The organism is Mycobacterium sp. D16Q16, from assembly GCF_002013745.1.
Classification (GTDB): Bacteria; Actinomycetota; Actinomycetes; order Mycobacteriales; family Mycobacteriaceae; genus Mycobacterium.
In genome coordinates this window covers 556,297-580,851 of sequence record NZ_MAEY01000004.1, presented here as the reverse complement: position 1 = coordinate 580,851, position 24,555 = coordinate 556,297, and the positions used below count along the sequence as shown (strand labels likewise).

Sequence of the window (24,555 nt, the reverse complement as noted above, 5' to 3'; positions counted from 1 at the left end):
TCTCATCGAGCGATGCCCCCGAACTCGATGAGATCGAAATGCGTGCGGCAGCGCTCCTCGCCAATGTCGCCAGGGCCCGGGAGCGCACTGCAGACAGCGCTGCGGAGCCTGCAGTGGAGTCCGAAGCCGAGGCTGAGGGTTTGGGCCAGGCAGATGAGTGGCCGGTCGAGGCGGTCGATTCCGATGTGCCTGAGGCGGAACCGTTCAGCGACGTTCCTGCTATCGATGAAGTCGATCAACGCGCGGCTGCGCTCCTTGCGGCGATGGACGCGAAGCGGTCTCAGTCTGCTGCCTCTGAACCGGACTCGACCGACCCGACTGATCAGGATCCAGCTCTGCGCCCAGAGCCCGACCAGGACGACGAACAGGCACCGGATCTATCTCTCGATAGCCCAACGGAGTTGGGCGAGGCCCGCGACCTCCCGGAGACTGTCGACTCCGACAGCGGCGATGTCGAGTCGGACCACCCATTCGAGGGCGAGGCCGACCACACGACAGGGCCAGACGGGGCTGCTCAGGACCCCTACGAGCCCCACGATATTGCCCAGGACCACGCGGAACATGTTGACGATGACACTCCTGACGTCGAGCCTCACGACGAGGACGTTCAGTCGCGGCGCCCGCCTACCCGGAGGCTGGCGCTGCCGCCCTGGCAATTGCCGGGAGCGGCCACATCAGTGGAGTTCGAGCGTTTCGGGCCCCATAAACCGTCTTCGTACGATGACGATGGCCCATTCCCTCGGTTGCGCCGTGACCACGAGAAGCGCGACCACGCGGATAAGCTTGCACCGCAAAAGCCGCCCGCGGAGCCGTCGAACGAATCCCCGGACGCGGTAGTGCGCGATGCACCGCAGCCGCCGATACAGGACCCGCGATTGTCTCGACCCCCATTACCGCCGGGATGGAAGCAACGCCTACCACCCCCTCCGCCGGGATGGCGTCCCCCGCAGCCTCCGCCACCGGGATGGCGTCCCCCGCAGCCTCCACCTCCTCCGCCGGGTTGGGTGGCCAATCAACCGAGTCCGGATGCCGGTCATCCCGGGCCGCCTGGACCGCCGCCGCAGGCACACCGGACGGCGCCTCCGGCGAATTATCGCCCCCCGCAAGCCTTTCGAGTGCCCACGCCACTAGAGGAAGCTGAGCTGACGGGGCAGCATCCGAACGCACCCCAATCCGGCTGGCGACGCAGGGTGCGTATGGCGACAGGTGGCCACGTCAACCCTGGTCTGTCCCGTAGGGATCGTCTACGGCAGGAACTCGAGGAGCAGATCCGGCAGCCGATCGTCGGCGACTTCCGTATCGCCGTGCTGTCCATCAAGGGCGGGGTTGGCAAGACCACGACCACGCTTGGGCTGGGGTCGGCACTCGCCATGGTGCGACATGATCGTGTTATCGCTGTCGACGCCAACCCCGACCGCGGCACTCTGGCAGAACGAGTCCGCGACGAGTCGACACAATCAACTGTGCGCGACCTGTTGTCGGACCCCAATCTTCACAGTTACGCCGATGTTCGCAACCACACGCTGATGGCAACCAGTCGGCTGGAAATTCTGGCAAGCGAACAGGAGCCAGCGGTATCGGAGGTGTTCAGTGAGGGCGACTATCGGCGCACCGTCGATATTCTGCGGCACTACTACAACATCATCCTGACCGATTGCGGCACCGGCATCATGCATTCGGCGATGGCGGGAGTCCTCGACCTGGCGCACACCATCGTGTTAGTCAGTGCGCCCGCGATGGATGCTGCCCGGAGCGCATCGGCAACGTTGGACTGGCTGATGCAGCATGGCTATTCGGGGTTGGTGCGGGGCGCGCGCGTGGTGCTCAGCACATCGCGTCCAGGGTCGGCGAACTTGAAGATCGACAAGCTTTACGAGCACTTCGAGTCGCGGTGCCGATCGGTGCACACGATTCCATTCGATCCGCATCTCTCCGAGGGCGCCGATATCGATTTCGGGCTGCTCCGACAGCAGACTATGGACGCCTACCTCGATCTAGCGGCGTCGGTTTCAGAGGATTTCGGCCGACTCCGGGGCCCCGCGGAACGACAGTAACACCATCATTATCGCTAGCTCGCCAGCGTCGCGCGTGTGTAGATGGCCTCAGGGAAGATGTTGTGCAGCAACAGGTACGGATGCGCTGAATGAGCGGGGACGGTCGCGGCGCTCGCCTCGTTGGCCGCCGGTGTCAGTCCAGGTCGACGACGACGGGTGCGTGGTCGCTCGCGCCCTTGCCCTTACGTTCCTCGCGGTCGATGTGAGCATCACCCACTCGCTTGGCGAACTCCGGTGAGCCGAGGACGAAGTCGATGCGCATTCCGCGCTTCTTGGGGAAGCTCAGCTGCGTGTAATCCCAGTACGTGTAGACGCCCGGACCGGGGGTGAACGGCCGCACCACATCGGCGTATCCGGCGTCGTTCATCGCGGTGAACGCGGTGCGTTCGGGTTCGGACACATGGGTGCTGCCCTGGTAGGCCTCGACGCTCCAGATGTCGTCGTCGGTGGGCGCGATGTTCCAGTCGCCGACCAGCGCGACCTGTGCCGCGGGATCGGCGGCGAGCCAGCCGGCGGCCTCGTCGCGCAGAGCCGAGAGCCACCGCAGCTTGTACTGGTAGTGCGGATCCTCCAGCGTCCGGCCGTTCGGGACGTACAGGCTCCACACCCGCACCCCGTTACAGGTGGCGCCGAGTGCGCGGGCCTCGGCGGCCTCCTCGACATCCTCACCAGACGCCCACCCGGGCTGCCCCTCGAACCCAACGGTCACGTCCTCCAGCCCAACCCGGGAGGCGATGGCGACGCCATTCCACTGGCTGAGCCCCACGTGTGCCACCTCGTACCCGGCGTCGGTGAACGCCTGCATGGGGAACTGCTTGTCGGAGCACTTGGTCTCCTGCATGGCGAGCACGTCGGTGCCGGAGCGTTCCAGCCAGGAGATCACCCTGTCGGCACGGGCACGGATCGAGTTCACATTCCAGGTGGCCAATCGCATGACGTCACCCTACTTTTCGATGCTGACAGGCTCGATATGCGCATACCGGTACCGATGCTGCTCGGTAAAGCCCAGGGTTGGATACAGCGCCAACGCCGCGGCATTCTCCGCGCGGACCTGGACGTACGCACGACGGGCTCCCTGTGCGGCGCCCCAGCCCAGCAGGATGTCACACACCTGCCGAGCCAGTCCGCGACGTCGATGGGTCTCGGCCACCCGCACCGCGGAGATGCCGAGCCAGCCCTCGGTGACGGCGCCCCGTGCGATGGCGACCGCGGGACCGTTATCGGCGACGGACGCGAAGCCCAGTATCCCGTCGACCACCGCTGTCAGCACCTGCATCGCCTTGGGATGGTTATCTCCATGCAGGGCAAGCCAACTCGAGGATGGCTCCGGGGGAAGGGGTGCCGCACGGGCCTCGCCGAGATCGCGCACCATCACCACGGTCTCGCCGCTTGTGGCCAGCTCGCCTGGCGGGTGGATCAACCGGTCGGGCAGGCACAACAGGGTGGGCAGCCGGTGTTCGGAGTACCACGCGGCCACCTCGCCGAGCGAGCGCGGTGAAGCCGAATGCTCCAGTGGTACAGCGGAGTTACCGCGATGTGTGTGCCCGCTCGAGGCTCTGACGAACCACCCGTCCACCCAATCATGCTCGATCCCCGGCCACGCTAAGGCCGCGGCCCGCTGCACCGACCTGATGTCCCGATTCAGCACCGGAACCGGTGGCAGCACGCGTACCGAGACGATGTCGGCGAGTGAAATATCCACCACCGCACCGGATTTATGAAGTATCCGCACCGCGGGATCGGTCGCCACCAGCTCACCGACGGTGTCGGTGAAGGGGGGTACCGAACCAGCCGGGCGCCGGCTGCGGATCGCTACCCGTGCTCCGAGTTCGGGCAGGGACACGGTGCAGTGCCGTCCTAATGCCCGAACGGATCGGCGACTTGTCCTGGCGTCCAACTCAATCCGGGCACACCCCAACCGTTGGACTTGACCGCGCGCTTGGCCGCCCTGGCATTCCGCCCGATCAGCGTGTCTATATAGAGGAAGCCGTCCAGATGCCCGGTCTCATGCTGCAGCATGCGGGCGAACAGGTCGTTGCCCTCCAGGGTGACCTCTTTGCCGTCGGCATCCAAACCGGTGACCCGTGCCCAGTCCGCGCGCCCGGTCGGGAAGGATTCGCCGGGCACCGAGAGGCAGCCCTCCTCGTCGTCGTCCGGGTCGGGCATGGTCTCGGGGATCGCGGAGGTTTCCAGGACGGGGTTGATCACCACGCCGCGATGGCGGGTGCCGCCACCGCGGGTGTCCGCGCAGTCGTAGACGAACAGGCGCAGCGGTACCCCGATCTGGTTGGCGGCGAGCCCGACGCCATTGGCGGCGTCCATGGTCTCGTACATGTTCGCGATCAGCTCGGGCAGATCGGCGGGCAGCGAACCGTCGGGACCTACCGGGACGGGCTCGGTAGGCGTGTGCAGCACCGGGTCGCCGACGATGCGAATAGGAACAATAGCCACGGAAGGCAAGCTATCGGCTTGGTATTCGCGGCCGACGCGCGGGGTTGGCTAGCCGCCGTTGCGGTTTGAGCGTGGTTAAATATCGCCGAACCACAGTGTTGTAATTTTTGGTGTTGCAGTGAACGCGATCGATCGACAGACAAGACAACGAACGCCCCGGTTGGGTCAGGAGCTTTTATGGACGGCGCCCAGGCGCGAGCTGAGCAGTCAAAGGCTGCAGACGCTGGTCAGGACTCGCCTGTCGTCGGCTCGGACGGAGTCGAGATTGCGGCCGGTCTGAGTCGGCGCGAGCATGACATTCTGGCCTTCGAACGGCAGTGGTGGAAGTACGCGGGTTCCAAGGAAGACGCCATCAAGGAGCTGTTCGGCATGTCGGCCACCCGCTACTACCAGGTGTTGAATGCCCTGGTGGATCGTCAAGAGGCCCTGGCAGCGGATCCGATGCTGGTCAAACGGCTCCGCCGACTGCGCGCAAGCCGTCAGAAGGCCCGCGCGGCACGCCGCCTGGGGTTTGAGGTCACATAGAGGTCTCGGCGTAGCCGGCTGAATAGGTGCTGGCGCCCATGGACCGTATTGTGGATTCACGATGAACGAACGCGTACCCGATTCTCATGGCCTGCCGCTACGTGCCATGGTGATGGTGCTGCTGTTTCTCGGCGTGATCTTCCTGCTCGTCGGCTTCAACGCCCTCGGATCCGATAAGTCCGCGTCGTCCGACTCGACGTCCACGTCGGTCAGCGCCGCCGCAGCCCCCAAGTCGACGACACCGCCTCCCGCCCCGAAGCCCGAGGTTCGTGTCTACAACACCACCTCAGTGCCCGACTTGGCGCGGGGTGCCGCCGATCAGGTCGCGGCTGCCGGCTGGAAGGTCGCCGAAGTAGGCAACCTGCCCATGCCTGAGGTGAACGTGACGACCGTCTTCTTCGGCAAGACTGCCGGAGAAGAAGAAGCCGCCCATGAAATCGCCAAGGTGCTCGGCGTTCAGGCCGCACCGCGTGCACCTGAGCTCGTCGAACAGCCGCCGGGTGTCGTGGTCGCTGTCGCCATCTGAATGATCTGACGGATCAGCACTTCAGGTCTACCACTGGGTGCTACGCGCTGTAGGAGAGATGGCATGATGAGGCCCATGGTTAAGCCCGCCGTTCTCGCCGCCGGAACCCTTGCTGCCGTTGCCTTGTCCCTGAGTGGATGCTCCCCGGACCAGCCGGCCAGCACCACGCCGGGCACCACGCCTCCGGTGTGGACAGGTTCCACCGCGCCGTCGAGCGCGGGTGAGCACGGTGGTCATGGAGGCGGCGAGCGGCCGATCCCGTCGGGCGAAAAGCTCAATGCCACGCTCAAGCTCGCCGACGGCACGCCGGTGGCGACGGCGGAGTTCGTTTTCCAGGACGGTTTCGCCACCATCACGGTGAAGACCACGGAGAACGGCAAGCTCACCCCCGGGTTCCACGGACTGCACATTCACTCCTTCAAGAAGTGCGACCCGAACTCCACCGCACCGACCGGCGGCACCCCGGGTGACTTCTTGTCCGCGGGCGGACATTTCAACGTGCCCGGTTACACCGGTCATCCGTCCAGCGGCGACCTGGTGTCGCTGAACATCCTCAAGGACGGCTCCGGTGAGCTGGTTACCACGGCGGACTCGTTCACCAAGGACGATCTGACCGCCGGCAACGGCACCGCGATCATCATTCACGAGAAGGCGGACAACTTCGCCAACATTCCGCCGGAGCGGTACACCCAGGCCAACGGCACAGCGGGCCCCGATGACACCACGAAGTCGACCGGTGACGCAGGCAAGCGTGTGGCCTGCGGTCTCATCGACGCGGGCTAGCCGGTAGGGTGGCCCGTCCGATTGAATTTCGCGGGTCACCGCGGCCCACGCTGGGGGTGGAGTGGGAGTTCGCGCTCGTCGACGCCCAGACCAGGGACCTCACCAACGAAGCCTCCGCGGTGCTGGCGGCGATCGGTGAGAACCCGCACGTTCACAAGGAGCTGCTGCGTAACACCATCGAGGTGGTGACGGGTATCTGCGGGTCCGTCGCCGAAGCGATGCAGGACCTGCAGGCGACCCTTGCGACGGTGCGACCGACCGTGCGCTCGATGGGTATGGAGTTGTTCTGCGCCGGTACACATCCCTTCGCCCGTTGGTCGGCGCAACAGCTCACCGATGCGCCGCGGTACGACGAGCTGATCGCCCGCACGCAATGGTGGGGGCGGCAGATGCTGATCTGGGGCGTGCACGTGCATGTCGGTGTCTCCTCCAAGCACAAGGTGATGCCCATCGTCACATCGATGCTCAACTACTACCCGCACCTTTTGGCGCTGTCGGCGTCCTCCCCGATGTGGGAGGGGCAAGACACCGGGTACGCGAGTAACCGGGCCATGATGTTCCAGCAGCTGCCCACCGCCGGTCTGCCGTTCCACTTTCAGACCTGGGAGCAGTTTGAGGGCTTCGTCGATGATCAGATGAAGACCGGAATTATCGACCAGCTCAACGAAATTCGTTGGGATATCAGGCCTTCACCGGCGCTGGGCACGGTCGAGGTTCGGATCTTCGACGGGATTTCCAATGTCGCCGAACTCGAGGCGCTGGTGGCGCTGACTCATTGCCTGGTGGTGGACCTGGATCGAAAGCTGGAGGCGGGGGAATCCCTGCCCACCATGCCGCCCTGGCATGTGCAGGAAAACAAATGGCGCAGTGCGCGTTATGGCCTCGACGCGGTCATCATCCTGGACGAGGACAGTAACGAAAGATTGGTGACCGAAGACCTCGACGATCTGCTGACGCGGCTGCAACCCATCGCACGGCTGCTGGAATGCGAGACGGAACTGGCCGCCGTGGAGGAGATCTACCGCCACGGAGGCTCCTATCAGCGCCAGCGGCGTGTGGCCGAAGAGCATGACGGCGATCTGGGTGCGGTGGTGGACTCGGTGGTCAACGAGTTGGAGCCCGAGCGCTACACCGACAGCCAGTAGTCCAGGATCGCCGCAGCCTGCTCCTCCGGGTTCCCCTCCGCGTGATCGTCGGGGCGCAGCACCAGTTCGGCCTCCTCGGGAGCCTCGTAGGGTGCGTTGACGCCGGTGAAATCGCTGATTTCACCCGCGCGCGCCTTGGCGTACATGCCCTTCGGGTCGCGCTGCTCGCAGATCTCGACCGGGGTGTCGACGAACACCTCGACGAACGGCAACCCGGCCACTTCATGCTGGGCCCGGATCTTGTCCCGATCGGCCCGATACGGACTGATGAGCGCGGCCACGGCGACAACGCCGGAGTCGGCAAGAATCTGGGCGACGGCACCGACACGGCGTACGTTCTCTGCGCGGTCGGCGGCGGAGAACCCGAGGTCGGCGTTGAGACCGTGTCGCAGATTGTCACCGTCGAGTCGGTAGGCAGGGATGCCCATCGCCACCAGCCGTCGCTCCAATTCGACTGCTACGGTGGACTTCCCGGAAGCGGAGAGTCCGGTGATCCATATCGTCCCGCCCTTGGTGGAGCGTTCGTCGCGTGAAACCGCGGACGAGTGCCAGACCACCTTGGATTGGTGCAGTGTCGGGCCGGAGATCATGCCCGCCGCCACCGTGTTGTTGGTGGCCTCGTCGACCAGGATGAAGCTGCCCGTGGTCCGGTTGCGCCGGTAGGGGTCGAACATGATCGGCCGTTGCAGCCGTAGCTGCACGCGTCCGATCTCGTTGAGTTTCAGCTCCTTTGCCTCCTGGTCGCGATGCAGGCTGTTCACATCGAGCCGGTAGTCAAGCCCGGCGATAGTCGCCTTCACGGTCGAATTGGCATGCTGCAGCACAAAGCGCGATCCCTCGGACAGCGTGGACACATCCGTGAACCAGCACACCATGGCATCGATCTGCGCGCCGACCAGCGGCCGGTTGTTGGGACGGCAGAGCATGTCGCCGCGGCCCAGGTCCAGCTGGTCCGCCAGTTGCACGCTCACCGCGCTGCCGGCGAATGCCTCGTCTACAACGGATCCGCCAGGACCCCAGATCGCCGACACCGTTGAGGTGAAACCAGATGGCAGCGCGACGATCTCATCGCCGGGTTTGAACACACCGCTGGCGACCGTTCCGGCCACGGCCCGGAAGTCGTGCAGATCGGTGATCTGATCGGCACCGCGTGCCGCCGCACCGCCCTGAGGGCGGATGACGTATTGGATGGGGAATCGTGCGTCGATGAGGTTGCGGTCCGACGAAATATGTACCTGCTCAATATGATGCAACAACGACGGGCCCTCGTACCACGGTGTGTTGGTAGACCGGGTGACGATGTTGTCGCCGAGCAACGCCGACACGGGAATGACCGTGAGGTCATGCAGCTCCAGTTTGGTGGCGAATCTGCGGAACTCCTCTTTGATTTCGTCGAATCGCTGGGGTGACCAGTCGACCAGATCCATCTTGTTGATGCACAACACCACGTGCTCCACACCGAGTAGTGAGGTGATGAACGCGTGCCGGCGGGTCTGCTGGGTGAGGCCGTTACGGGCATCGACAAGAATGATGGCCAGGTCAGCGGTCGACGCGCCGGTCACCATGTTGCGGGTGTACTGCTCGTGCCCGGGTGTGTCGGCGATGATGAATTTACGCACGGGCGTGGAGAAATAGCGGTGTGCGACATCGATCGTGATGCCCTGCTCACGTTCGGCGCGCAGGCCGTCGGTCAGCAGTGCCAGGTTGGTGTGTGTTTCGCCCTTGGCTTTGCTGCTGGCCTCCACGGCGGCAAGCTGATCGGCGAAGATCGACTTCGAGTCGTACAGCAGGCGGCCGATGAGGGTGGACTTGCCGTCGTCGACGCTGCCCGCGGTGGCGATGCGGATGAGCTCCTGGGCCGGCTCGGTGGTTTCGATGGCATGCACGGACATCAGAAGTAGCCTTCTTTCTTGCGGTCTTCCATACCGGCCTCGGAGATCCGATCGTCGGCACGGGTGGCTCCCCGCTCGGTGATGCGGGTGGCGGCAACCTCTTCCACTACCGCGCTGGCGGTCGTCGCGATGGATTCGACGGCTCCCGTGCAGGTGGCATCGCCGATGGTCCGGAACCGAACCGACTTCTCGATAAGCTCCTCGCCTGGTTGCAGAGTAAGGAACTTGGTGTCTGCCAACAGCATTCCGTCGCGCTCCACCACGTTGCGCCTGTGCGCGTAATACAGCGGCGGTAGCGTGATGTTCTCGAGTTCGATGTACTGCCAGATGTCTAGCTCGGTCCAGTTCGACAGCGGGAACACCCGGATGTGTTCACCCTTGCGGTGGCGGCCGTTGTAGATGTTCCAGAGTTCTGGGCGCTGGGCGCGGGGGTCCCACTGGCCGAATTCATCGCGGAAGCTGAACACCCGCTCCTTGGCGCGGGCCTTCTCCTCGTCGCGGCGCGCGCCGCCGAACACGGCATCGAAGCGGTGCTCGTTGATGCTGCGCAACAGGGTCGCGGTCTGCAGACGGTTACGAGTGGCGCCTGGTCCGGTCTCCTCGACGACGGCGCCGGAGTCGATGTCGTCCTGCACGCTGCCGACCTCCAGACGCAGGCTGTAGCGGCTGACGGTTTCATCGCGGAAGGCGATGACCTCGTCGAAATTGTGCCCGGTGTCGATGTGCATGACGGGGAAGGGCAGCGGGGATGGCCAGAATGCCTTGGCTGCGACGTGCAGCATGACTACCGAATCCTTGCCGCCGGAGAACAGCAGGACGGGTCTTTCAAAGGTTGCCGCAACTTCGCGGAATATATAGACCGCCTCGGCTTCCAGGGCGTTCACGTGCGATAACTCGTATGACTTGGCTGGTGATGAGCCTCTTGGGCGAAGAACACCTGGCGATGTCGGCATTTCCACAACTCCATTCGGTCCAAATATGTACCGTATCGGTTCGTATTCGGTCCAGCCCAGAGTAGAACGTGTTCTCGTTGGGTGTCAATGGGATGCACATACAAAACCGCCGAGTGTGGGCAGTGGTGCGCACACTCGGCGGGAGGTGAGGGACGGCGAGAGGGCCGACGTCAGGCGGGTTTGATGCCGCCGATGTGTTCGGTGATTCCGTCCGCGGTGCGCACGAGCGCCCTGGCCCGGGCGGTGATCTCCGCGTCGGTGAGGTCGTCGCCGATGTAAAGGCTCGCGACCATTGCCTGCTTGCCGTTGTGGTCGTAGACCGGCGCCGACATGACATTCACCCGGTGGCGCACCTTTGCCCCCGACCCGACGGTGTAATTCTCGCTGCGCAGGTACACCCGCTCGCCGATGCCCGACACGATCTCCCCGAGCAGGGCGCGCAACTCGTTGGGGATGTCACCGGGCACTCCGGCCATGAGTGAATACAGCTGTCGGCCGGCGGGTGTCAGTAGTTCGACGAGATAGCCGTCGGCGCGGCATTCTTCGATGACCTTGCGTAGCCGGTCATCCGCCGCGCGGCCGGGCGCGGTCGGGTCCTTGGCCAGCCAGGAGGTGATGGTGTCATCGGTATCCCAGAGCACGAACATCAGGCCGACCGGCGGAGTGAACGGATAGCTCTGGCCGACCTCGACCCGCACGGGGTGATCGGGGTCGCTGACTACTTCCAGCACGGTCACCCGATCGCTGACTACCGCGGACAAGGCCGCGGTATGTCCGAATTCTCGCGTAAGCGTGAGCAATTGATCCCGGCTCGCCGGTTTCGCGCGCAGCGACTCTTGCGCCGCTCTACCGACGCGGATAAGCGCGGGACCCAGGCTGTACGTCTTATCGCGGTCGTCCCTGATGAGGTACCCGGCGTCGGTAAGGGTGGCCACGATGCCCAGGCAGGTGGGCTTACTGAGGTCGAGGCGACGTGCCAATTCGGAGAGCCCGAAGCGTTCGGTGCGGTGCTGCGCCATGAAGTTGAGTACGGCCATGACGCGTTCGGTGGGTGGGGACGTCCTGCCTCGATCTTCGGCCAACGTGAAACCTCCTGTGCCGCTGTGCGGTTCCTGGCATTCTTGACGTACCCGGGCGCAGCGCTCTACTGTCGGAGGGCATTCTACCACTGCGGTACAAATTTGTACCAGTCAGGAGCGCCATGTACAGCGAGGCATTCACGTCCGCGATTGCGGAAGCCGAGGAGCTGATCGTCGCGGCACCCCACATCGACACCGAAGCCGATCTGCTTGAGGGGCTCCAGTATCTGGCGCAGGGGATTGCGGCCTGCACCCATATGGCGTTTCACACCGACCGTGATCATCCGTTCCTGCTTTCCGGCACCGGGCCGTTCACGAAGATGGGATTGGATAACCCCGACACCCTCTACTTCGGTGCTCGTGTCAACGGTGAACACGAATACGTGGTCACCGGAAAGCGTGGTACCACTACCGATTTGAGCTTCCAGGTGCTTGGCGGCGGCGACTACACCGACAAGAATGTGCCCGGCAGCGCCGTCGCCTTCGATGATCGCCAAATCCACATCGAGAGTGACGGTAGCTTCGAGGTTCGTTTTGGGCCAGGGCCGGTCAGCGAGTCGCGGCCCAACTACTTCACCCTCGGGCCGGGGCCGGCGCAACTGGTCATGCGCGAGGTGTACAGCGACTGGCGTGAGCAACGCGGCAGTCTTGCCATCGCGCGGGTGGATACGGCAGGCACAGCGCCGGCCCCGCTGACGAAGGAACAGATCGAAAAGCGTTATGCGAGTGCGGGTAAGCAGCTGGTCAACCGAGTCAAGACGTGGCTGCAGTTCCCCAAATGGTTCTACGACAACTTGCCTGTCAACACCATGACGGAGCCGCGGCTCACTCCCGGTGGTTTGGCCACTCAATTCTCCTCGGTGGGTCACTATGACCTGGCCGACGATCAGGCGATGATCATCACCGTTCCCAAATCAGATGCGCCGTACCAAGGTTTCCAGCTCGGAAGCCTCTGGTACATCTCGCTCGATTACATCAACCATCAGACCTCGCTGAACTCGAGCCAGGCTCAGGTCGACCCGGACGGCAACATCCGGATGGTGGTGAGTAGTGCCAATCCCGGTGTGACCAACTGGATTGAGACCCTGGGGCACCGCCGTGCGTACCTTCAGTTCCGGTGGCAGCGCGCCGACCGGCAGCTCACGGCTGACGACGGCCCGACGGTCGAGGTGGTCGCGATTGGCGATGTCCCCGCGAAACTGCCGCACTACGCACTGAATCAGATCAGCGCGGAGGGCTGGCGCAGCCGTATCGCCGAGCGCCAGACCGCGATCGGCGCAAGGATGTTGGGCTGATGAGTCTCCTTGATTTCGCCGGCAAGGTTGTCGTCGTGTCCGGCATCGGCCCCGGTCTCGGCGCCACATTGGCCACCAAGTTCGCGGCGGCCGGCGCGGATGTCGTTCTCGCGGCACGTACGCAATCACGCCTCGACGAGGTGGCCGAACAGATCACCGCTACCGGACGCAGGGCCCTCACCGTGGCCACGGACATCACCGACGAGGCCAGCGTCGCCAATCTTGTCGAACGCGCGACCGAGACCTTCGGCGGCGTTGATGTTCTCGTCAACAACGCCTTCAGCATCCCGTCGATGAAATCCCTGGAGAAGACGGACTACCAGCATATTCGCGATAGCGTCGAACTCACCGTGGTCGGTACGCTGCGGCTGACGCAGAAATTGGCCGCAGTGCTCGCCCAATCGAACGGTGCGGTGGTCAACATCAATTCGATGGTCATCCGGCACTCGCAGATCCGCTATGGCAGTTACAAGATCGCCAAGGCAGCGCTGCTGGCCATGTCCCAATCGCTGGCTACAGAGCTTGGGCCGCAGGGAGTTCGGGTCAATTCAGTTGTGCCCGGTTACATGTGGGGTGAAAACCTCAAGGGCTACTTCGAACATCAGGCCAAGAAGTACGGCGGCACCGTCGAACAGATCTACGAGTACACAGCGGCGAACTCCGATCTCAAGCGGCTGCCGACCACTGACGAGGTGGCAAACGCCGTGCTGTTCCTCGCGTCCGACCTGGCGAGCGGCATTACCGGCCAGGCCCTCGATGTCAACTGCGGCGAATTCCACGCCTAGCCTCAAGGAGATCAGTATGAGTTTTGACGAGAACTCTGAATCGAACGCGCAGCGCACCAGCGTCGGCACCGTGGACGACCTACACGAATCGGCCACCCGGCTCATCGGTCTGGATGACTTCGGGGACGAGTCTGTCGACAACTATCGCGAAGCGCTAGGGGTGCTACTGGACTCCTATCACAGCGAGGCCGGGCTGACTCCGTTGGGCTCCAAGATGTCTCGGGTCTTCCTGCGCGGCGCATTGGGGGCACGGCTGCTCAGCGAGGCTGCGTTCAAGGCACATCCCGATCATGCACAGGTAGCGATCGATCGGCCCATCTTCGTCACCGGCCTGCCTCGTACCGGCACCACCGCGCTGCATCGCCTCCTCAACGCCGACCCGATGCATCAGGGGCTGGAGATGTGGCTGGCCGACTTCCCGCAGCCCCGGCCGGCCCGCGACACCTGGGACACCAACCCCGTGTACCAGCAGCTGGAGGCGCAGTTCTCCAAGCACCATGTGGAGAACCCGGAATTCATGGGCCTGCATTACATGTCGGCCAGCGAGGTCGAGGAATGCTGGCAGCTGTTGCGGCAGTCGGTGCATTCGGTGTCCTATGAATGTCTTGCGCACGTGCCCACCTACGCCCAGTGGCTGTCTCAACAGGACTGGACACCGGCGTACCGGCGTTACAAGGCCAACTTGCAGCTGATCGGTCTCAACGACATCGAAAAGCGTTGGGTACTCAAGAATCCGAGTCATCTTTTCGCTCTCGATGCGCTCATGGAGGTATACCCGGACGCATTGGTTATCCAGACACATCGCCCGGCCGAGACCATCATTGCCTCGGTCTGCTCGCTCAACGAGCATGCGACGGCGGGCTGGTCGGAGACCTTCGTGGGTGCCACTCTCGGCGCTGATCAGCTGGACACGTGGGCCCGCGGCCTGGAGTCGTTCAAGTCCGCGCGTACCAAGTATGACGAGGCACAGTTCTGCGATGTCGACTACTTCGACTTCATCTCAGACCCGATTGGCACTGTCGAATCCATCTACCGACACTTCGGACTGGAGCTGTCGGCGTCCGCGCTGGTCGAGATGCAGAAGATGAACGATGAGAGCCAAAAGGGCCCGCGCGCACCCAAGCACGTCTACTCGCTGGCTGACTATGGGCTGAGCAAGGAAGCGGTGGTGGAGCGCTTCGCGGGGCTGTGATGTTGGTCTTCGCGCCCGTGGCTTGTCCATGACACATGTCGCCGTCGTCGGTGCCGGCGCGGCGGGAACAATGGCTGCCCTACATCTACTGCGGCGCAGGGACTCCAGGGCGCTGCGTCTGACCGTGATCGACCCCGACGCGAGTACCGGGCCAGGAGTTCCCTATCGCACCACCGATCCGCGTCATCTCCTGAATGTTCCTGCTGGCAAGCTCAGCGCCGACGCCAGCGAGCCCCTGGATTTCGTGGCCTGGTTGGGCGGCAATGGTCTATCGGGCGCGGGTCCCGAGGATTTCGTTCCCCGGGGGCTGTTCGGACGTTATCTCTCCAGCGCCTTCGACGGGGCGCGCGGCGATCGGGTGACCCGTGTTCATCGCCACGCTGTTGCGGTAGCCACGCACGGCCACGGACTCGCGATCACCCTGTGCAATGGCGAAAGGGTGCGCGCTGACGCCGTGATTCTCGCGGCCGGGCCTAATACTCCCGGAACGTCTTGGGCGCCAAAATGGTTGCGTGATAGTGCACTCTTCGTGAGCGACCCCTGGCGCCCGGGTGCACTCGACGGCCTTCCGGAGGACGGCGATTTACTGCTCATCGGAACAGGTCTGACGATGGCCGACCTCACCTGCACACTGCGGCGGCCGGATCGTGTCGTGCACGCGATCTCCCGCAGCGGGCTGCTGCCACGAGCGCATCGTCAGGATCCGTCGTCGCGGGTGCCCGCACCTGCCTTCACTATCGATCGTGGGCAGGTGCTGGAGCGTTCTGTGCGCTATGTCCAGGACGTGATCGCCCAGGGTGGCGACGCGTGTGTTGCGGTGGACGCGCTGCGCCCGCATGCCGGTGCGCTCTGGATGGCCATGACCGACGAGGAGCGGTCTCATTTCCTGCGAAAGTACCGCAGGCTGTGGGATATTCACCGCCACCGGATGGCGCCGCGGACCGCCGCTCAGGTCGATCGGTACCTCGGCGACGGGGGGTTGCGGCTCTATTGTGCGGAGTTGGTGAATACCGTTGCCGCAGGCACCGGAGTCCGGGCGACGTTGTCGACGGGCCGGGTCCTCGACATAGGTGCGGTGATCAATTGCACCGGCCCGCAATACGACATCACCGCCGCCGCCGATCCGCTGTGGAGCCAACTCCTTGCCGACGGCTTGGTGAGACCCGGGCCACTGAACCTGGGGTTGGACACCGACGCCGAAGGACGGCTTCTTCCTGCGGTGGTGCCGATGTGGACACTCGGTCCGCTGCGGCGCGGAAATCTCTGGGAAACAACGGCATTCGCGGAGATCAGGGCGCAGGCGGAGCGATTGGCGGCGCTGATAGGGTCGTAACGTGCGTGTTCTGGTGCAGCGAGTTGTCTCGGCGTCAGTGTCCGTGGACGGGGCGGTGGTCGGCGCGATCCGCCCCGAAGGTCAAGGACTGCTGGCGCTCGTGGGCGTCACCCACGATGACGACGCCGGCATGGCCGCGCAACTCGCAGAAAAACTGTGGCAACTGCGCATTCTCGACGATGAGAAGTCCGCTGCCGACCTCGGTGCTCCGATACTGGTGGTCAGTCAATTCACGCTGTATGCCAACACGAAGAAGGGGCGTCGTCCGGCGTGGAACGCGGCTGCGCCCGGAAATGTCGCCGAACCTGTCGTGGCGGCGTTCGCGGACGCCCTGCGGAACTTCGGTGCACACGTGGAGGTGGGGGTCTTCGGCGCGCACATGCAGGTTGAACTGATCAACGACGGTCCGGTGACCGTGCTGTTGGAGCTGTAGATCAGCCGTCCCCGGGCGGTGCTGCCGTGCAGATCTGGTCGAGGCAGCCCTCGGCGACTGCATGCGCAATGCTGTCGGACAGGCGGGGGCACCCGCGCACCCGCGCCGTGTTGGTGCCCTCCTCACGCATCTGCGCGAAGAAGGCGCACCGCCCGGCCGCCGCGGTATTCCATTGCACAGCAGTGTGATTGAGACTGAGCTTCTTCACCATCACCGAGCCATGGCAGAACCGGCAGTCGACTTCCTGAAGGCCGGAGGTCAGGTACCGCTGCTTGTCGCCCTCGGTGGCCTCATGCAGCTGCGCGGCCCGCTCCGGATCGTGGTCGAATGCCGGCGCCTTCGACCAGTGGCCATTCGAGCGCCCCGATCCAGCGGATTCATGAGCCTCGTCTTCCCCATGGGCGCCATGCAGTGCCAGCATCGACTGAGCCAGCTCCTCCACGCTCGGAGGGCTGGTATTTTTCTCAGTCAAGGAAGACCCTGCTGAAACTTCGGTCATCGCACTAGCTTTGCGTCGCCTCGGCGGGAGCTTCGGCCTCGGCCGCGGCCTTTTCGTCCGCTTGGCGCTTCAGGTTCTCGTCGACCTCACCATGCCAGAACTCGTTGGCCTTGGTGGTGTCGATCTCGAGCTCGAAGCGGTCCGTCATCTCCGGAGTGACGTCGGCCTTGTTGACGTAGAACTGCGAGTACCAGCGGCGCATCTGGTAGACGGCGCCGTCCTCCTCGACCAGCAGCGGGTTGTCGATGCGGGTCTTGTTCTTCCAGATCTCGACGTCTTGCAGGAAGCCTTGTCCCACACCCTTGGTCATCGCGCGCGAGAGCTTGCCGGTCATCTTCTCGTCCATGCCCTCGGGCTTCTGGACGATGACGCCGTACTGCAGGACAAACGAATTCTGGTCGATCGGGTAGTGGCAGTTGATCAGGATCGACTCTGCCTTGTAGCCGCCATAGTTGTTGTGCAGCCAGTTGATCATGAAGGACGGCCCGAAGTACGAGGCCTCCGAATCAAGGATCTGTTCACCGGTGTACTGCGAGGAACCGCCCAACTGCACGTCGGGACGGCCGACGGTACGCAGATACTGCGAGGCGATGTGACCCTCGAAGACGTTCTTGAAGAACGTCGGGAATCCGAAGTGGATGTAATAAAAGTGCGCCATATCGGTGACGTTGTCCACGATTTCGCGGCAGTTGGAACCCTCGATAACGATGGTGTTCCAGTCCCAGGTGGTCCAGCCGTCGTCCGCGAACTCCGGAACCTCCGGAATCTCAACGTCATCCGTCGGACCGTTGCCCTCGGCGTCATGCCAAACGAACAGCAGACCGCTTTTCACGTCGGTGGTCCAGCTGCGGGTGCGGGCCAGCTTGGGCGTGCGCTTGGCGTAAGGGACGAGCTTGCACTTGCCGTCTCCGCCCCACCGCCAATCATGGAACGGGCAGGCGACGTTGTCGCCCTTGACGGTTCCCTGGGACAGGTCGCCGCCCATGTGGCGGCAGTAGCCGTCGAGCACCTTGATATCGCCCTGGGTATCGGCGAATACGACCAGCTTGGTGCCGAACGCGTCGATGGCGTGCGGCTCCCCGTCCCTGAACGACTCTGCGACGCCGAGGCAGTGCCAACCACGGGCATAGCGCGTCGGAAGCTCGCCGACGTCGATCTCGCGAACGCCGATTCCTGCGGTATCTGTGCTCATGGCGGGGCTGCCTCCAGTGTTTCGATGCTGGCCGCTGTGGCGACCATCTTCAACTAGAACAGGTTACAGTTTTGGCCCCCCGGAGCGCAAGAAATATGCCTGCCACAAGCGGAAATAAGGTCCTTTAGGAAGGGTCGCTAGGGTATTTCGATGCCTTTGTACTCACTCGACGGAAAAAGCCCGAGCGTCCACCCGGAGGCGTTCGTCGCGCCGACCGCCTGTCTTATCGGAGACGTCACAGTGGAAGCCGGCGCTTCGATCTGGTTCAACACGGTCATCCGCGCCGATTACGCCCCGATTGTGATCCGGGCGGGAGCCAACATTCAGGACGGGTCGGTGCTGCACAGCGATCCCGGGATGCCGGTAGACATCGGTGAGGGCGCGACAGTGGCGCATATGTGTCTGGTGCACAGCTGCACCGTGGGTGACGGCGCCCTGATCGGAAATCACGCGACGGTGCTCGACGGCGCCTCCATCGGCTCGCGCAGCATGGTGGCCGCGGGTTCGTTGGTGCTCGGCGGCACTCAGATCCCTGAGGATGTGCTGGTCATGGGTTCACCCGCGAAGGTCAAGGGGCCTGTCGCGGGCACTGCGGCAGAGTTCCTGACTAAGGGCGTTCCGGCCGCTTACCAGGCGCTGGGAACGCGTTATTTGGCCGGTTTGGACACGTAGCGGCGTTACGCCCGCCCCGGTGTCTTGGTCAGCTGCAGGCATTCGGGCACGTTGAACACGCGCATCATCCGTAGCTCCTTGGCCGGGAGCTGCGACCGCACCTGCGCGGTGGGGACCACCCGAGGGTTGGCCAGCGTGAGTCGCTCGCCTGCGCGGAGTAATTCAGCGCCGCCCTGGGCGGTCACATTGCGCACCCAGTCGGCCGACTGTCCATAGGGCAGAAGGATCAGCACCGTGCTGTCCGCGGCGTCGAAGGCCTCCACTGGCGTTTCGTAGGCCTGGCCGCTGCGCCTGCCGTTGTGCCGGATGACGGCCGTGGAGGTGGCATCGGTTCCGGCGGCGGACATGACCTTCGGGTTGGTCACGGCGCGGTTGAATCGCCGGATTGCGTTGAGAATCGGGCGGATCTGCAGGCGGATGCCCGCGACGAGCAGGGCGAACAGGGCGAGGGGCACCGCGAGGACGGCACCGGCGACGATCAGCGCGATGACCACATGGCCAGGTTACTGAGATCCGACCGGGGTGTGACCGGGATCTCTGGACGTGCGTCCCACTTTCTCTCCCATTATTTTTAGGCTTGCCTTACCTAATCGATGTCCGAATCAAAAGGGGATGGCATGAGGAAGATCCGAGTCGCGGTTATCGGCGCAGGTCCGGCCGGTATCTACGCCGCCGACATCCTCACCAAGGAGTACGAGCAGGCCCAGGTCGATGTGTTCGACCGGCTGCCCGCGCCCTATGGCCTGGTGCGCTATGGCGTGGCTCCTGACCATCCCCGGATCAAGGAGATCATCAAGGCGCTGCGCCGGGTGCTCTCCCGTGACGAGATTCGGTTCATCGGCAATGTCCACTACGGCACCGACATCAAGCTCTCGGATCTGCGGCGCTTCTATGACGCGGTGATCTTCTCGACCGGTGCGCGTGCGGACCGTGAGCTCGAGATCCCCGGCATCGACCTTCCGGAAAGCTACGGGGCCGCCGACTTCGTCTCCTGGTACGACGGTCATCCCGATGTCCCACGGGACTGGCCGCTGACCGCCAAGAGCGTCGCCGTGCTGGGTGCCGGAAACGTGGCCCTGGATATCGCGCGCATGCTGGCCAAGCCCGCCGATGAACAGCTCGGCACCGAGATCCCCGCCAACGTCTATCAGGGTCTGGCGCTCAACCAGGCGACCGATGTGCACGTCTTCGTGCGGCGCGGTCCGGCTCAGATCAAGTTCAGCCCCATGGAGTTTCGCGAGCTGTCCCACTCGCCGAGTGTGGACGTCATCGTGCACCCGGAGGGGTTTGAGATTGACGAGGGCAGCCAGCAGGCCATCAATTCCAGTAAGGCCACCAAGCTTGTCGTCGACACCATGATGAAGTACCTCGATCAGGAGCCCACCGGCGCTCCGCATCGCATTCACATTCACCTGTGCCAGTCGCCCGCGGCGGTGCTGGGAATCGACAGGGTGGAAGCCCTGCGCACCGAGCGCACTGAGCTCATCGGCGACGGAACGGTCAGGGGAACAGGCGAATACACCGATTGGCCGGTGCAGGCGGTCTACCGGGCCGTCGGGTACATCTCCTCGCATCTGGCGGATCTGCCGTTCGACCACCACGCCGGGGTTGTCCCGCACGATGCCGGGCGGGTGCTCGATATCGACGGAATTCCGGTCGAATCGACCTACGTCACGGGCTGGGTCAAGCGCGGACCCGTGGGGTTGATCGGACACACCAAATCCGATGCCGCCGAGACGATTGCCAGCCTCCTCGCAGACCTCCCGGGTATTCAACCCGCCGAAATCTCCGACCCTGATGCGATTTTCGCGCATCTACGGGGCAGCGGGATTGACTACACCACCTGGGAGGAGTGGGAACGGCTCGATGCTCACGAGGTAGCCCTCGGCGAGGAACAGGGCCGCGAACGCATCAAAGTGGTACCGCGCGAGGAGATGATCAGCGCCGGGCGCCAGGCCTCTTAGCGCGAAGACATAAAGGCCCCCGTCGCTACGAGCGCGGGGGTCTTTATGTGGATCTGCGGACTTAGATCTTGCGCGCGGTCCCGGCGACCTTGTCGAATTCCCAATAGGCGCGCAACACGACGAGCTTGCCCTCGTCATTGGCCTCGTAGGTGAAAACACCCTCGGCCGTCATCTGGTAACCGTTCATCGTGGTGACGATCCGGCCCACGTTGGCCTGATGGGTGCCGCAATCGTAGGTGGCATCAAAGATGAAGTCGAGATTCTCGGTGGGGGCGATGATGTTGTCCCAGAAGGCCGAAATGGCCTCCTTGCCGCGATGTCCCTTGCCCTCTGGATCGAATGGCGACGGACCCACCGGATCCTGCACCACGCCGTCCTCGGCGAAGTTGTCGACCCAGGCCTGCTTGTCGCGGGCTTCGACGGCCGCGCGGGACCGCTTGCCCGCTTCGTCTGCGAGGCTCATGCCTTGCTCCCATTCACTACGGGCTTCTCTGCCCCTACGACCCACATCGAGTAGTACTGCGAGCCACCGCCGTACGCGTGACCCAATGCCTTCTTGGCGTTCGACACCTGATGGTCACCGGCCTTGCCCATCACCTGGATGGCGGCCTCGGCGAACCGGATAAGTCCGGAGGCGCCAATCGGGTTGGAGGAGAGCACGCCGCCGGAGGCGTTGACGGGGATCTTGCCGCCGATGGCGGTCTCACCGGCTTGGGTCAGCTTCCAACCCTCACCCTCGGCCGCGAATCCCAGGTTCTCCAGCCACATCGGCTCGAACCATGAGAACGGCACATAGATCTCCGCGGCGTCAATCTCGTCGATCGGGCTGGTGATTCCGGCGTCGCGCCACAGCGCTGCCGCAGCATCCCGCCCGGCTTGGGGGTTCACCCGGTCGCGCCCGGTGTAGTCGAGCGGCTCGGTGCGCAGCGCGGTGGCGTGCACCCAGGCGACCGTATGGCCGTCGGTGATACGGCGATCGGCAGTCGCTTCGTCTCCCACGACGATTGCGCATGCGCCGTCCGAGGACGGGCAGGTCTCGTCGAAGCGGATCGGGTCCCACAGCATCGGGGAGGCCATCACCTTCTCGACGGTGATATCGGGCTGCTGCAGGTGCGCCAGCGGGTTCTTCGCCGCGTTGAGCCGGTCCTTGACCGCCACGATGGCTCCGGTGTCCAGTGGGGCCTTGGAACGCTCGATGTATGCGCGCACATGCGGGGCGAAGTAGCCGCCTGCACCAGCACCCACCGGCACGGAGAATGGCACCGGAATCGACAACGCCCACATGGCATTCGATTCGGACTGCTTCTCCCACGCCAGCGCGAGGACTCTGCGGTACTTGCCCGACTGCACCAGGCTGGCCGCGACCACACCGGTGGATCCACCGACCGAACCGGCGGTGTGCACCCGGATCATGGGCTTTCCGGTCGCGCCAATCGCGTCCGCCATGAACAGCTCGGGCATCATCACGCCCTCGAAGAAGTCGGGGGCCTTACCTACGACAACAGCGTCGATATCGTCCCAGCCGACACCAGCATCGGCCATCGCCCGATCAATCGCCTCGCGGACAAGGCCATTCATCGAGACATCGTGGCGCTTGGCGACGTACTTGGTCTGCCCGGTGCCGATGACGGCAGCGAGGTTCTTGGATGCACCCACGATTACTTACCCTCCAGCACGGCGACGAGGTTCTGCTGAAGTACGGGCCCGCTGGTCGCGTGAGCTAGCACCCGCTGTGCCGAACCATTCCAGATATGTTGTGCGGCAAAGCCGATCCGCTCCAACCCGGCTGAGAACATCGGGTTGGCCACCAGCGCGCCACCCGAAGGGTTGATGGTCGTGGAGTCCTTGAGGCCGATGGCCTCGGCGAGGATCAGCTGCTGGTGGCTGAACGGCGCATACAACTCGGCCACCTCGATGGAGCCGGTATCGCCGCCGGTCGCGGCGGCCGCTGACGCGGCTGTCGACGGAGAAGCCGTCAGGTCACGGGCGCCGAGTATCGGTGTCTCGATGCGATGCTCGAATCCGGTGATCCAGGCGGGGTTTTCGCGCAGCTCGCGGGCACGGTCAGCCGAGGCCAACACCATGATCGAGGCGCCATCAGAGATGGGCGCGATGTCATGTTTGTGCAGTGGATCGGCAAAGTAATCGCGTGCCAGCAGCTCGTCGACGCTCGATGCCGGGGCCTCGAAGTCCACGCGCGTCGCGTGGCCGAAGGCGTCGAGGGCAACCTGTGCCATCTGCTCCTTGGTCCACTTGCCCGAATCCAGGCCGAGTCGCGCCTGCAGTGCTGCCATGGACACCGAATCGGGCCACAGCGGCGCGACGGTGTATGGATCAGTTTGCAAGGCCAGGGCTCTGCGCAGAGTGCCGGCAGAGGACTTTCCGAATCCGTAGACGAGCGCGGTCTCGACCTGTCCGGTGAGGATCTTGATGTAGGCCTCGTACAGCGCCCATGCCGCGTCCATTTCCACATGGGACTCGTTGATGGGCGGCACCGCACCGATCGAATCGATCGCGGAGATGAACGAGAAGGCGCGCCCGGCCAGATAGTCGGACGACCCGGAGCACCAGAAACCGATATCTGACTTGGTGATTCCGAGATCGGCGTAGATCTGACGGAAACAGGGCACCAGCATCTCGACACCGTTGGTGGTGCCCTCGGTGCTGCGCACGTGTGGGGAATGGGCGAAGCCCACAACTGCTACTGCGGGGGCAGCGGAACTCATCAGATCCGATCCTTGTAGGTCTCGTAGTCGGCGTCGGGTTCACCGGTGGGGCGGAAGTACTGGATGTTGTCGATCCCGTATCCCCACTCCTCCTTGGGTTTCCACACGGCCTCGACCCGCATGCCCATGCGGACGTCCGCCGGGTCGATGTCGTAGACGAGGTGCAGGAACGGAATATCGGCACCGTCGAGCAGCACATACGCGGCCACATACGGCGGCTTGATGCGCTGGCCGGGGAACGGGATGTTGATAATCGCGAAGGTGGTCACGACGCCCTTGTCGGCCACCTGCACCAGATCGGAGGTGGGCTCACCGGTCAGGGGGTCGGCACCACGAGCCGGGAAGTAGACCCGTCCACCCGCGCCGGTGCGGCCGCCGAGGAGCTTGCCCTCGGCCAGCGCGCGCAGGTAGGCGCTTTCTTCGGGGGAGGTGATGTGCTGAACTTCCAGCCGGATGGGAGTGACCTGCATGGTCACCGGCTCCTGGTCCGATGCGGGGGCCGGAACGTCAACCGGCCGATCTCCGAGTGCGAAGTAGGCGATATCGGTGATCGCGCCGACGGTTTCGTCCGCCCACACCGCGTGTACGCGGGCACCCGTCTCGATTCCGGCGGAACCCGCCGCCCCGGTATCCACGGCGTGCAGCAGTGCGGTGTCCGCACCGTCCAGTGTGATGAGAGCCCAGGCGAACGGCTTGGCCAGCGGCTGGCCCTCCAGTGGTTCGGGCTGCCACGACCAGGACTGAACCGTGCCCACGCTCGACACCGGCACCACCTCAGTCAGTGGCGCGTACGTCACCGGGTCGTATTCGGCCGCGGGTACGTGAACCCGGCCGTCGCTGCCGCGGGTGCCGACAATCTGCCGATCGCGCAGGGCGGTGAAGAACTTGGAGAGGGTCGGTCCCACCGAACGGGTGTAATCAAAAGACAGTTCGAGGGGGGCTGAGAGGAGCGGCAGTGGGGAGGTAAGCCCGGTTGTGCTGCTTTGGCTGACTGTCACACCTCCGAGTAGAACAAGTTCTAGTTTTTTTCGCAAGGGTGGTGGTCGCGGCATATCC

At 64.1% G+C, this 24,555-nt stretch carries 25 protein-coding genes; 12 read left to right on the top strand and 13 right to left on the bottom strand.

From position 1 onward, the window contains the following. Positions 1-2,054 (top strand): MinD/ParA family ATP-binding protein (locus tag B4394_RS07350; protein WP_078314598.1); only part of this gene is annotated, 2,054 nt, incomplete at its 5' end. Positions 2,055-2,187: 133 nt separating this feature from the next. Here the strand turns inward: B4394_RS07350 and B4394_RS07345 are convergent. From B4394_RS07345 to B4394_RS07335, 3 genes are read right to left on the bottom strand one after another with little or no spacing between them, the layout of a single operon-like run. Then, complete coding sequence (locus tag B4394_RS07345) at positions 2,188-2,988, bottom strand: exodeoxyribonuclease III (RefSeq protein WP_078314597.1); 801 nt, start codon at positions 2,986-2,988, stop codon at positions 2,188-2,190. Between the two features lie 9 nt (positions 2,989-2,997). After that, on the bottom strand, positions 2,998-3,897 hold the full coding sequence (locus tag B4394_RS07340) for an N-acetylglutamate synthase, CG3035 family (RefSeq protein ID WP_078314596.1): 900 nt from the start codon (positions 3,895-3,897) through the stop codon (positions 2,998-3,000). A gap of 14 nt (positions 3,898-3,911) precedes the next feature. Beyond that, the gene (locus B4394_RS07335) at positions 3,912-4,505 is read right to left on the bottom strand and encodes a peptide deformylase (RefSeq protein ID WP_078307850.1); all 594 of its coding nucleotides are present in this window, start codon (positions 4,503-4,505) and stop codon (positions 3,912-3,914) included. 177 nt (positions 4,506-4,682) lie between these two features. Here B4394_RS07335 and napA point away from each other — a divergent pair, with 177 nt between their 5' ends. The 4 genes from napA (at position 4,683) to B4394_RS07315 (ending at position 7,484) form a co-directional block, all read left to right on the top strand. Continuing rightward, positions 4,683-5,030, top strand: a complete 348-nt coding sequence (gene napA / locus B4394_RS07330) for a nucleoid-associated protein NapA (RefSeq protein ID WP_078290225.1) — start codon at positions 4,683-4,685, stop codon at positions 5,028-5,030. A gap of 61 nt (positions 5,031-5,091) precedes the next feature. Further along, positions 5,092-5,556, top strand: a complete 465-nt coding sequence (locus B4394_RS07325; protein ID WP_078290226.1) for a LytR C-terminal domain-containing protein — start codon at positions 5,092-5,094, stop codon at positions 5,554-5,556. Between the two features lie 63 nt (positions 5,557-5,619). Further along, positions 5,620-6,339, top strand: a complete 720-nt coding sequence (gene sodC / locus B4394_RS07320; RefSeq protein WP_078314595.1) for a superoxide dismutase[Cu-Zn] — start codon at positions 5,620-5,622, stop codon at positions 6,337-6,339. A gap of 8 nt (positions 6,340-6,347) precedes the next feature. Beyond that, the gene (locus B4394_RS07315; RefSeq protein ID WP_078307856.1) at positions 6,348-7,484 is read left to right on the top strand and encodes a glutamate--cysteine ligase; all 1,137 of its coding nucleotides are present in this window, start codon (positions 6,348-6,350) and stop codon (positions 7,482-7,484) included. Here B4394_RS07315 and cysC read toward each other — a convergent pair. The 3 genes from cysC to B4394_RS07300 all read right to left on the bottom strand — a co-directional run bounded on the left by cysC (position 7,466) and on the right by B4394_RS07300 (position 11,411). Beyond that, the gene (gene cysC / locus B4394_RS07310; RefSeq protein ID WP_078314594.1) at positions 7,466-9,376 is read right to left on the bottom strand and encodes an adenylyl-sulfate kinase; all 1,911 of its coding nucleotides are present in this window, start codon (positions 9,374-9,376) and stop codon (positions 7,466-7,468) included. The two genes, B4394_RS07315 and cysC, sit on opposite strands and share 19 nt — an antisense overlap. After that, positions 9,376-10,329: a sulfate adenylyltransferase subunit CysD gene (gene cysD, locus B4394_RS07305; protein WP_078307861.1), complete on the bottom strand. Its 954-nt coding sequence runs from the start codon at positions 10,327-10,329 to the stop codon at positions 9,376-9,378. The genes cysC and cysD overlap by 1 nt, the downstream gene beginning before the upstream one ends. A 170-nt stretch (positions 10,330-10,499) precedes the next feature. After that, positions 10,500-11,411, bottom strand: a complete 912-nt coding sequence (locus tag B4394_RS07300; protein ID WP_078307864.1) for a helix-turn-helix domain-containing protein — start codon at positions 11,409-11,411, stop codon at positions 10,500-10,502. Between the two features lie 119 nt (positions 11,412-11,530). Between B4394_RS07300 and B4394_RS07295 the strand changes: the two genes are divergently transcribed. From B4394_RS07295 to dtd, 5 genes are read left to right on the top strand one after another with little or no spacing between them, the layout of a single operon-like run. Beyond that, complete coding sequence (locus B4394_RS07295) at positions 11,531-12,703, top strand: DUF1214 domain-containing protein (RefSeq protein ID WP_078314593.1); 1,173 nt, start codon at positions 11,531-11,533, stop codon at positions 12,701-12,703. Next, the gene (locus tag B4394_RS07290; RefSeq protein ID WP_078307869.1) at positions 12,703-13,488 is read left to right on the top strand and encodes an SDR family oxidoreductase; all 786 of its coding nucleotides are present in this window, start codon (positions 12,703-12,705) and stop codon (positions 13,486-13,488) included. Before B4394_RS07295 ends, B4394_RS07290 begins: the two co-directional genes overlap by 1 nt. 16 nt (positions 13,489-13,504) lie before the next feature. After that, entirely contained in the window at positions 13,505-14,680 is a 1,176-nt protein-coding gene (locus B4394_RS07285) for a sulfotransferase family protein (protein ID WP_078307872.1), read from the top strand. Positions 14,681-14,708: 28 nt separating this feature from the next. Next, positions 14,709-16,013, top strand: a complete 1,305-nt coding sequence (locus B4394_RS07280; RefSeq protein WP_078314592.1) for an FAD/NAD(P)-binding protein — start codon at positions 14,709-14,711, stop codon at positions 16,011-16,013. Position 16,014: 1 nt separating this feature from the next. Continuing rightward, positions 16,015-16,446, top strand: a complete 432-nt coding sequence (gene dtd, locus B4394_RS07275; protein WP_078307877.1) for a D-aminoacyl-tRNA deacylase — start codon at positions 16,015-16,017, stop codon at positions 16,444-16,446. A 1-nt stretch (position 16,447) separates the two neighbouring features. Here the strand turns inward: dtd and B4394_RS07270 are convergent, their stop codons facing one another. Further along, the gene (locus B4394_RS07270; RefSeq protein ID WP_078314591.1) at positions 16,448-16,888 is read right to left on the bottom strand and encodes a hypothetical protein; all 441 of its coding nucleotides are present in this window, start codon (positions 16,886-16,888) and stop codon (positions 16,448-16,450) included. Positions 16,889-16,949: 61 nt separating this feature from the next. Continuing rightward, positions 16,950-18,137, bottom strand: coding sequence for a 3-ketosteroid-9-alpha-monooxygenase, oxygenase component (locus B4394_RS07265; protein WP_078307883.1), 1,188 nt, complete (start codon positions 18,135-18,137; stop codon positions 16,950-16,952). Between the two features lie 150 nt (positions 18,138-18,287). On the opposite strand from B4394_RS07265, the gene B4394_RS07260 reads away from it, so the two are divergent. Further along, positions 18,288-18,809, top strand: a complete 522-nt coding sequence (locus B4394_RS07260) for a gamma carbonic anhydrase family protein (protein ID WP_078290238.1) — start codon at positions 18,288-18,290, stop codon at positions 18,807-18,809. A gap of 5 nt (positions 18,810-18,814) precedes the next feature. Here B4394_RS07260 and B4394_RS07255 read toward each other — a convergent pair whose 3' ends face one another. Beyond that, complete coding sequence (locus tag B4394_RS07255; protein ID WP_078314590.1) at positions 18,815-19,303, bottom strand: nitroreductase family deazaflavin-dependent oxidoreductase; 489 nt, start codon at positions 19,301-19,303, stop codon at positions 18,815-18,817. A 123-nt stretch (positions 19,304-19,426) separates the two neighbouring features. Here B4394_RS07255 and B4394_RS07250 point away from each other — a divergent pair, with 123 nt between their 5' ends. Continuing rightward, positions 19,427-20,773, top strand: coding sequence for an FAD-dependent oxidoreductase (locus B4394_RS07250; RefSeq protein WP_078307888.1), 1,347 nt, complete (start codon positions 19,427-19,429; stop codon positions 20,771-20,773). A gap of 61 nt (positions 20,774-20,834) precedes the next feature. Here B4394_RS07250 and B4394_RS07245 read toward each other — a convergent pair whose 3' ends face one another. The 4 genes from B4394_RS07245 to B4394_RS07230 are packed head-to-tail and all read right to left on the bottom strand — an operon-like array spanning position 20,835 to position 24,497. Further along, complete coding sequence (locus B4394_RS07245) at positions 20,835-21,236, bottom strand: nuclear transport factor 2 family protein (protein WP_078307891.1); 402 nt, start codon at positions 21,234-21,236, stop codon at positions 20,835-20,837. Continuing rightward, positions 21,233-22,429, bottom strand: a complete 1,197-nt coding sequence (locus tag B4394_RS07240; RefSeq protein WP_139359991.1) for a thiolase family protein — start codon at positions 22,427-22,429, stop codon at positions 21,233-21,235. Before B4394_RS07240 ends, B4394_RS07245 begins: the two co-directional genes overlap by 4 nt. A 2-nt stretch (positions 22,430-22,431) precedes the next feature. Then, the gene (locus B4394_RS07235; RefSeq protein WP_078314588.1) at positions 22,432-23,499 is read right to left on the bottom strand and encodes a thiolase family protein; all 1,068 of its coding nucleotides are present in this window, start codon (positions 23,497-23,499) and stop codon (positions 22,432-22,434) included. Then, complete coding sequence (locus B4394_RS07230) at positions 23,499-24,497, bottom strand: Zn-ribbon domain-containing OB-fold protein (RefSeq protein ID WP_139359990.1); 999 nt, start codon at positions 24,495-24,497, stop codon at positions 23,499-23,501. Before B4394_RS07230 ends, B4394_RS07235 begins: the two co-directional genes overlap by 1 nt. Positions 24,498-24,555 lie beyond the last annotated feature (58 nt).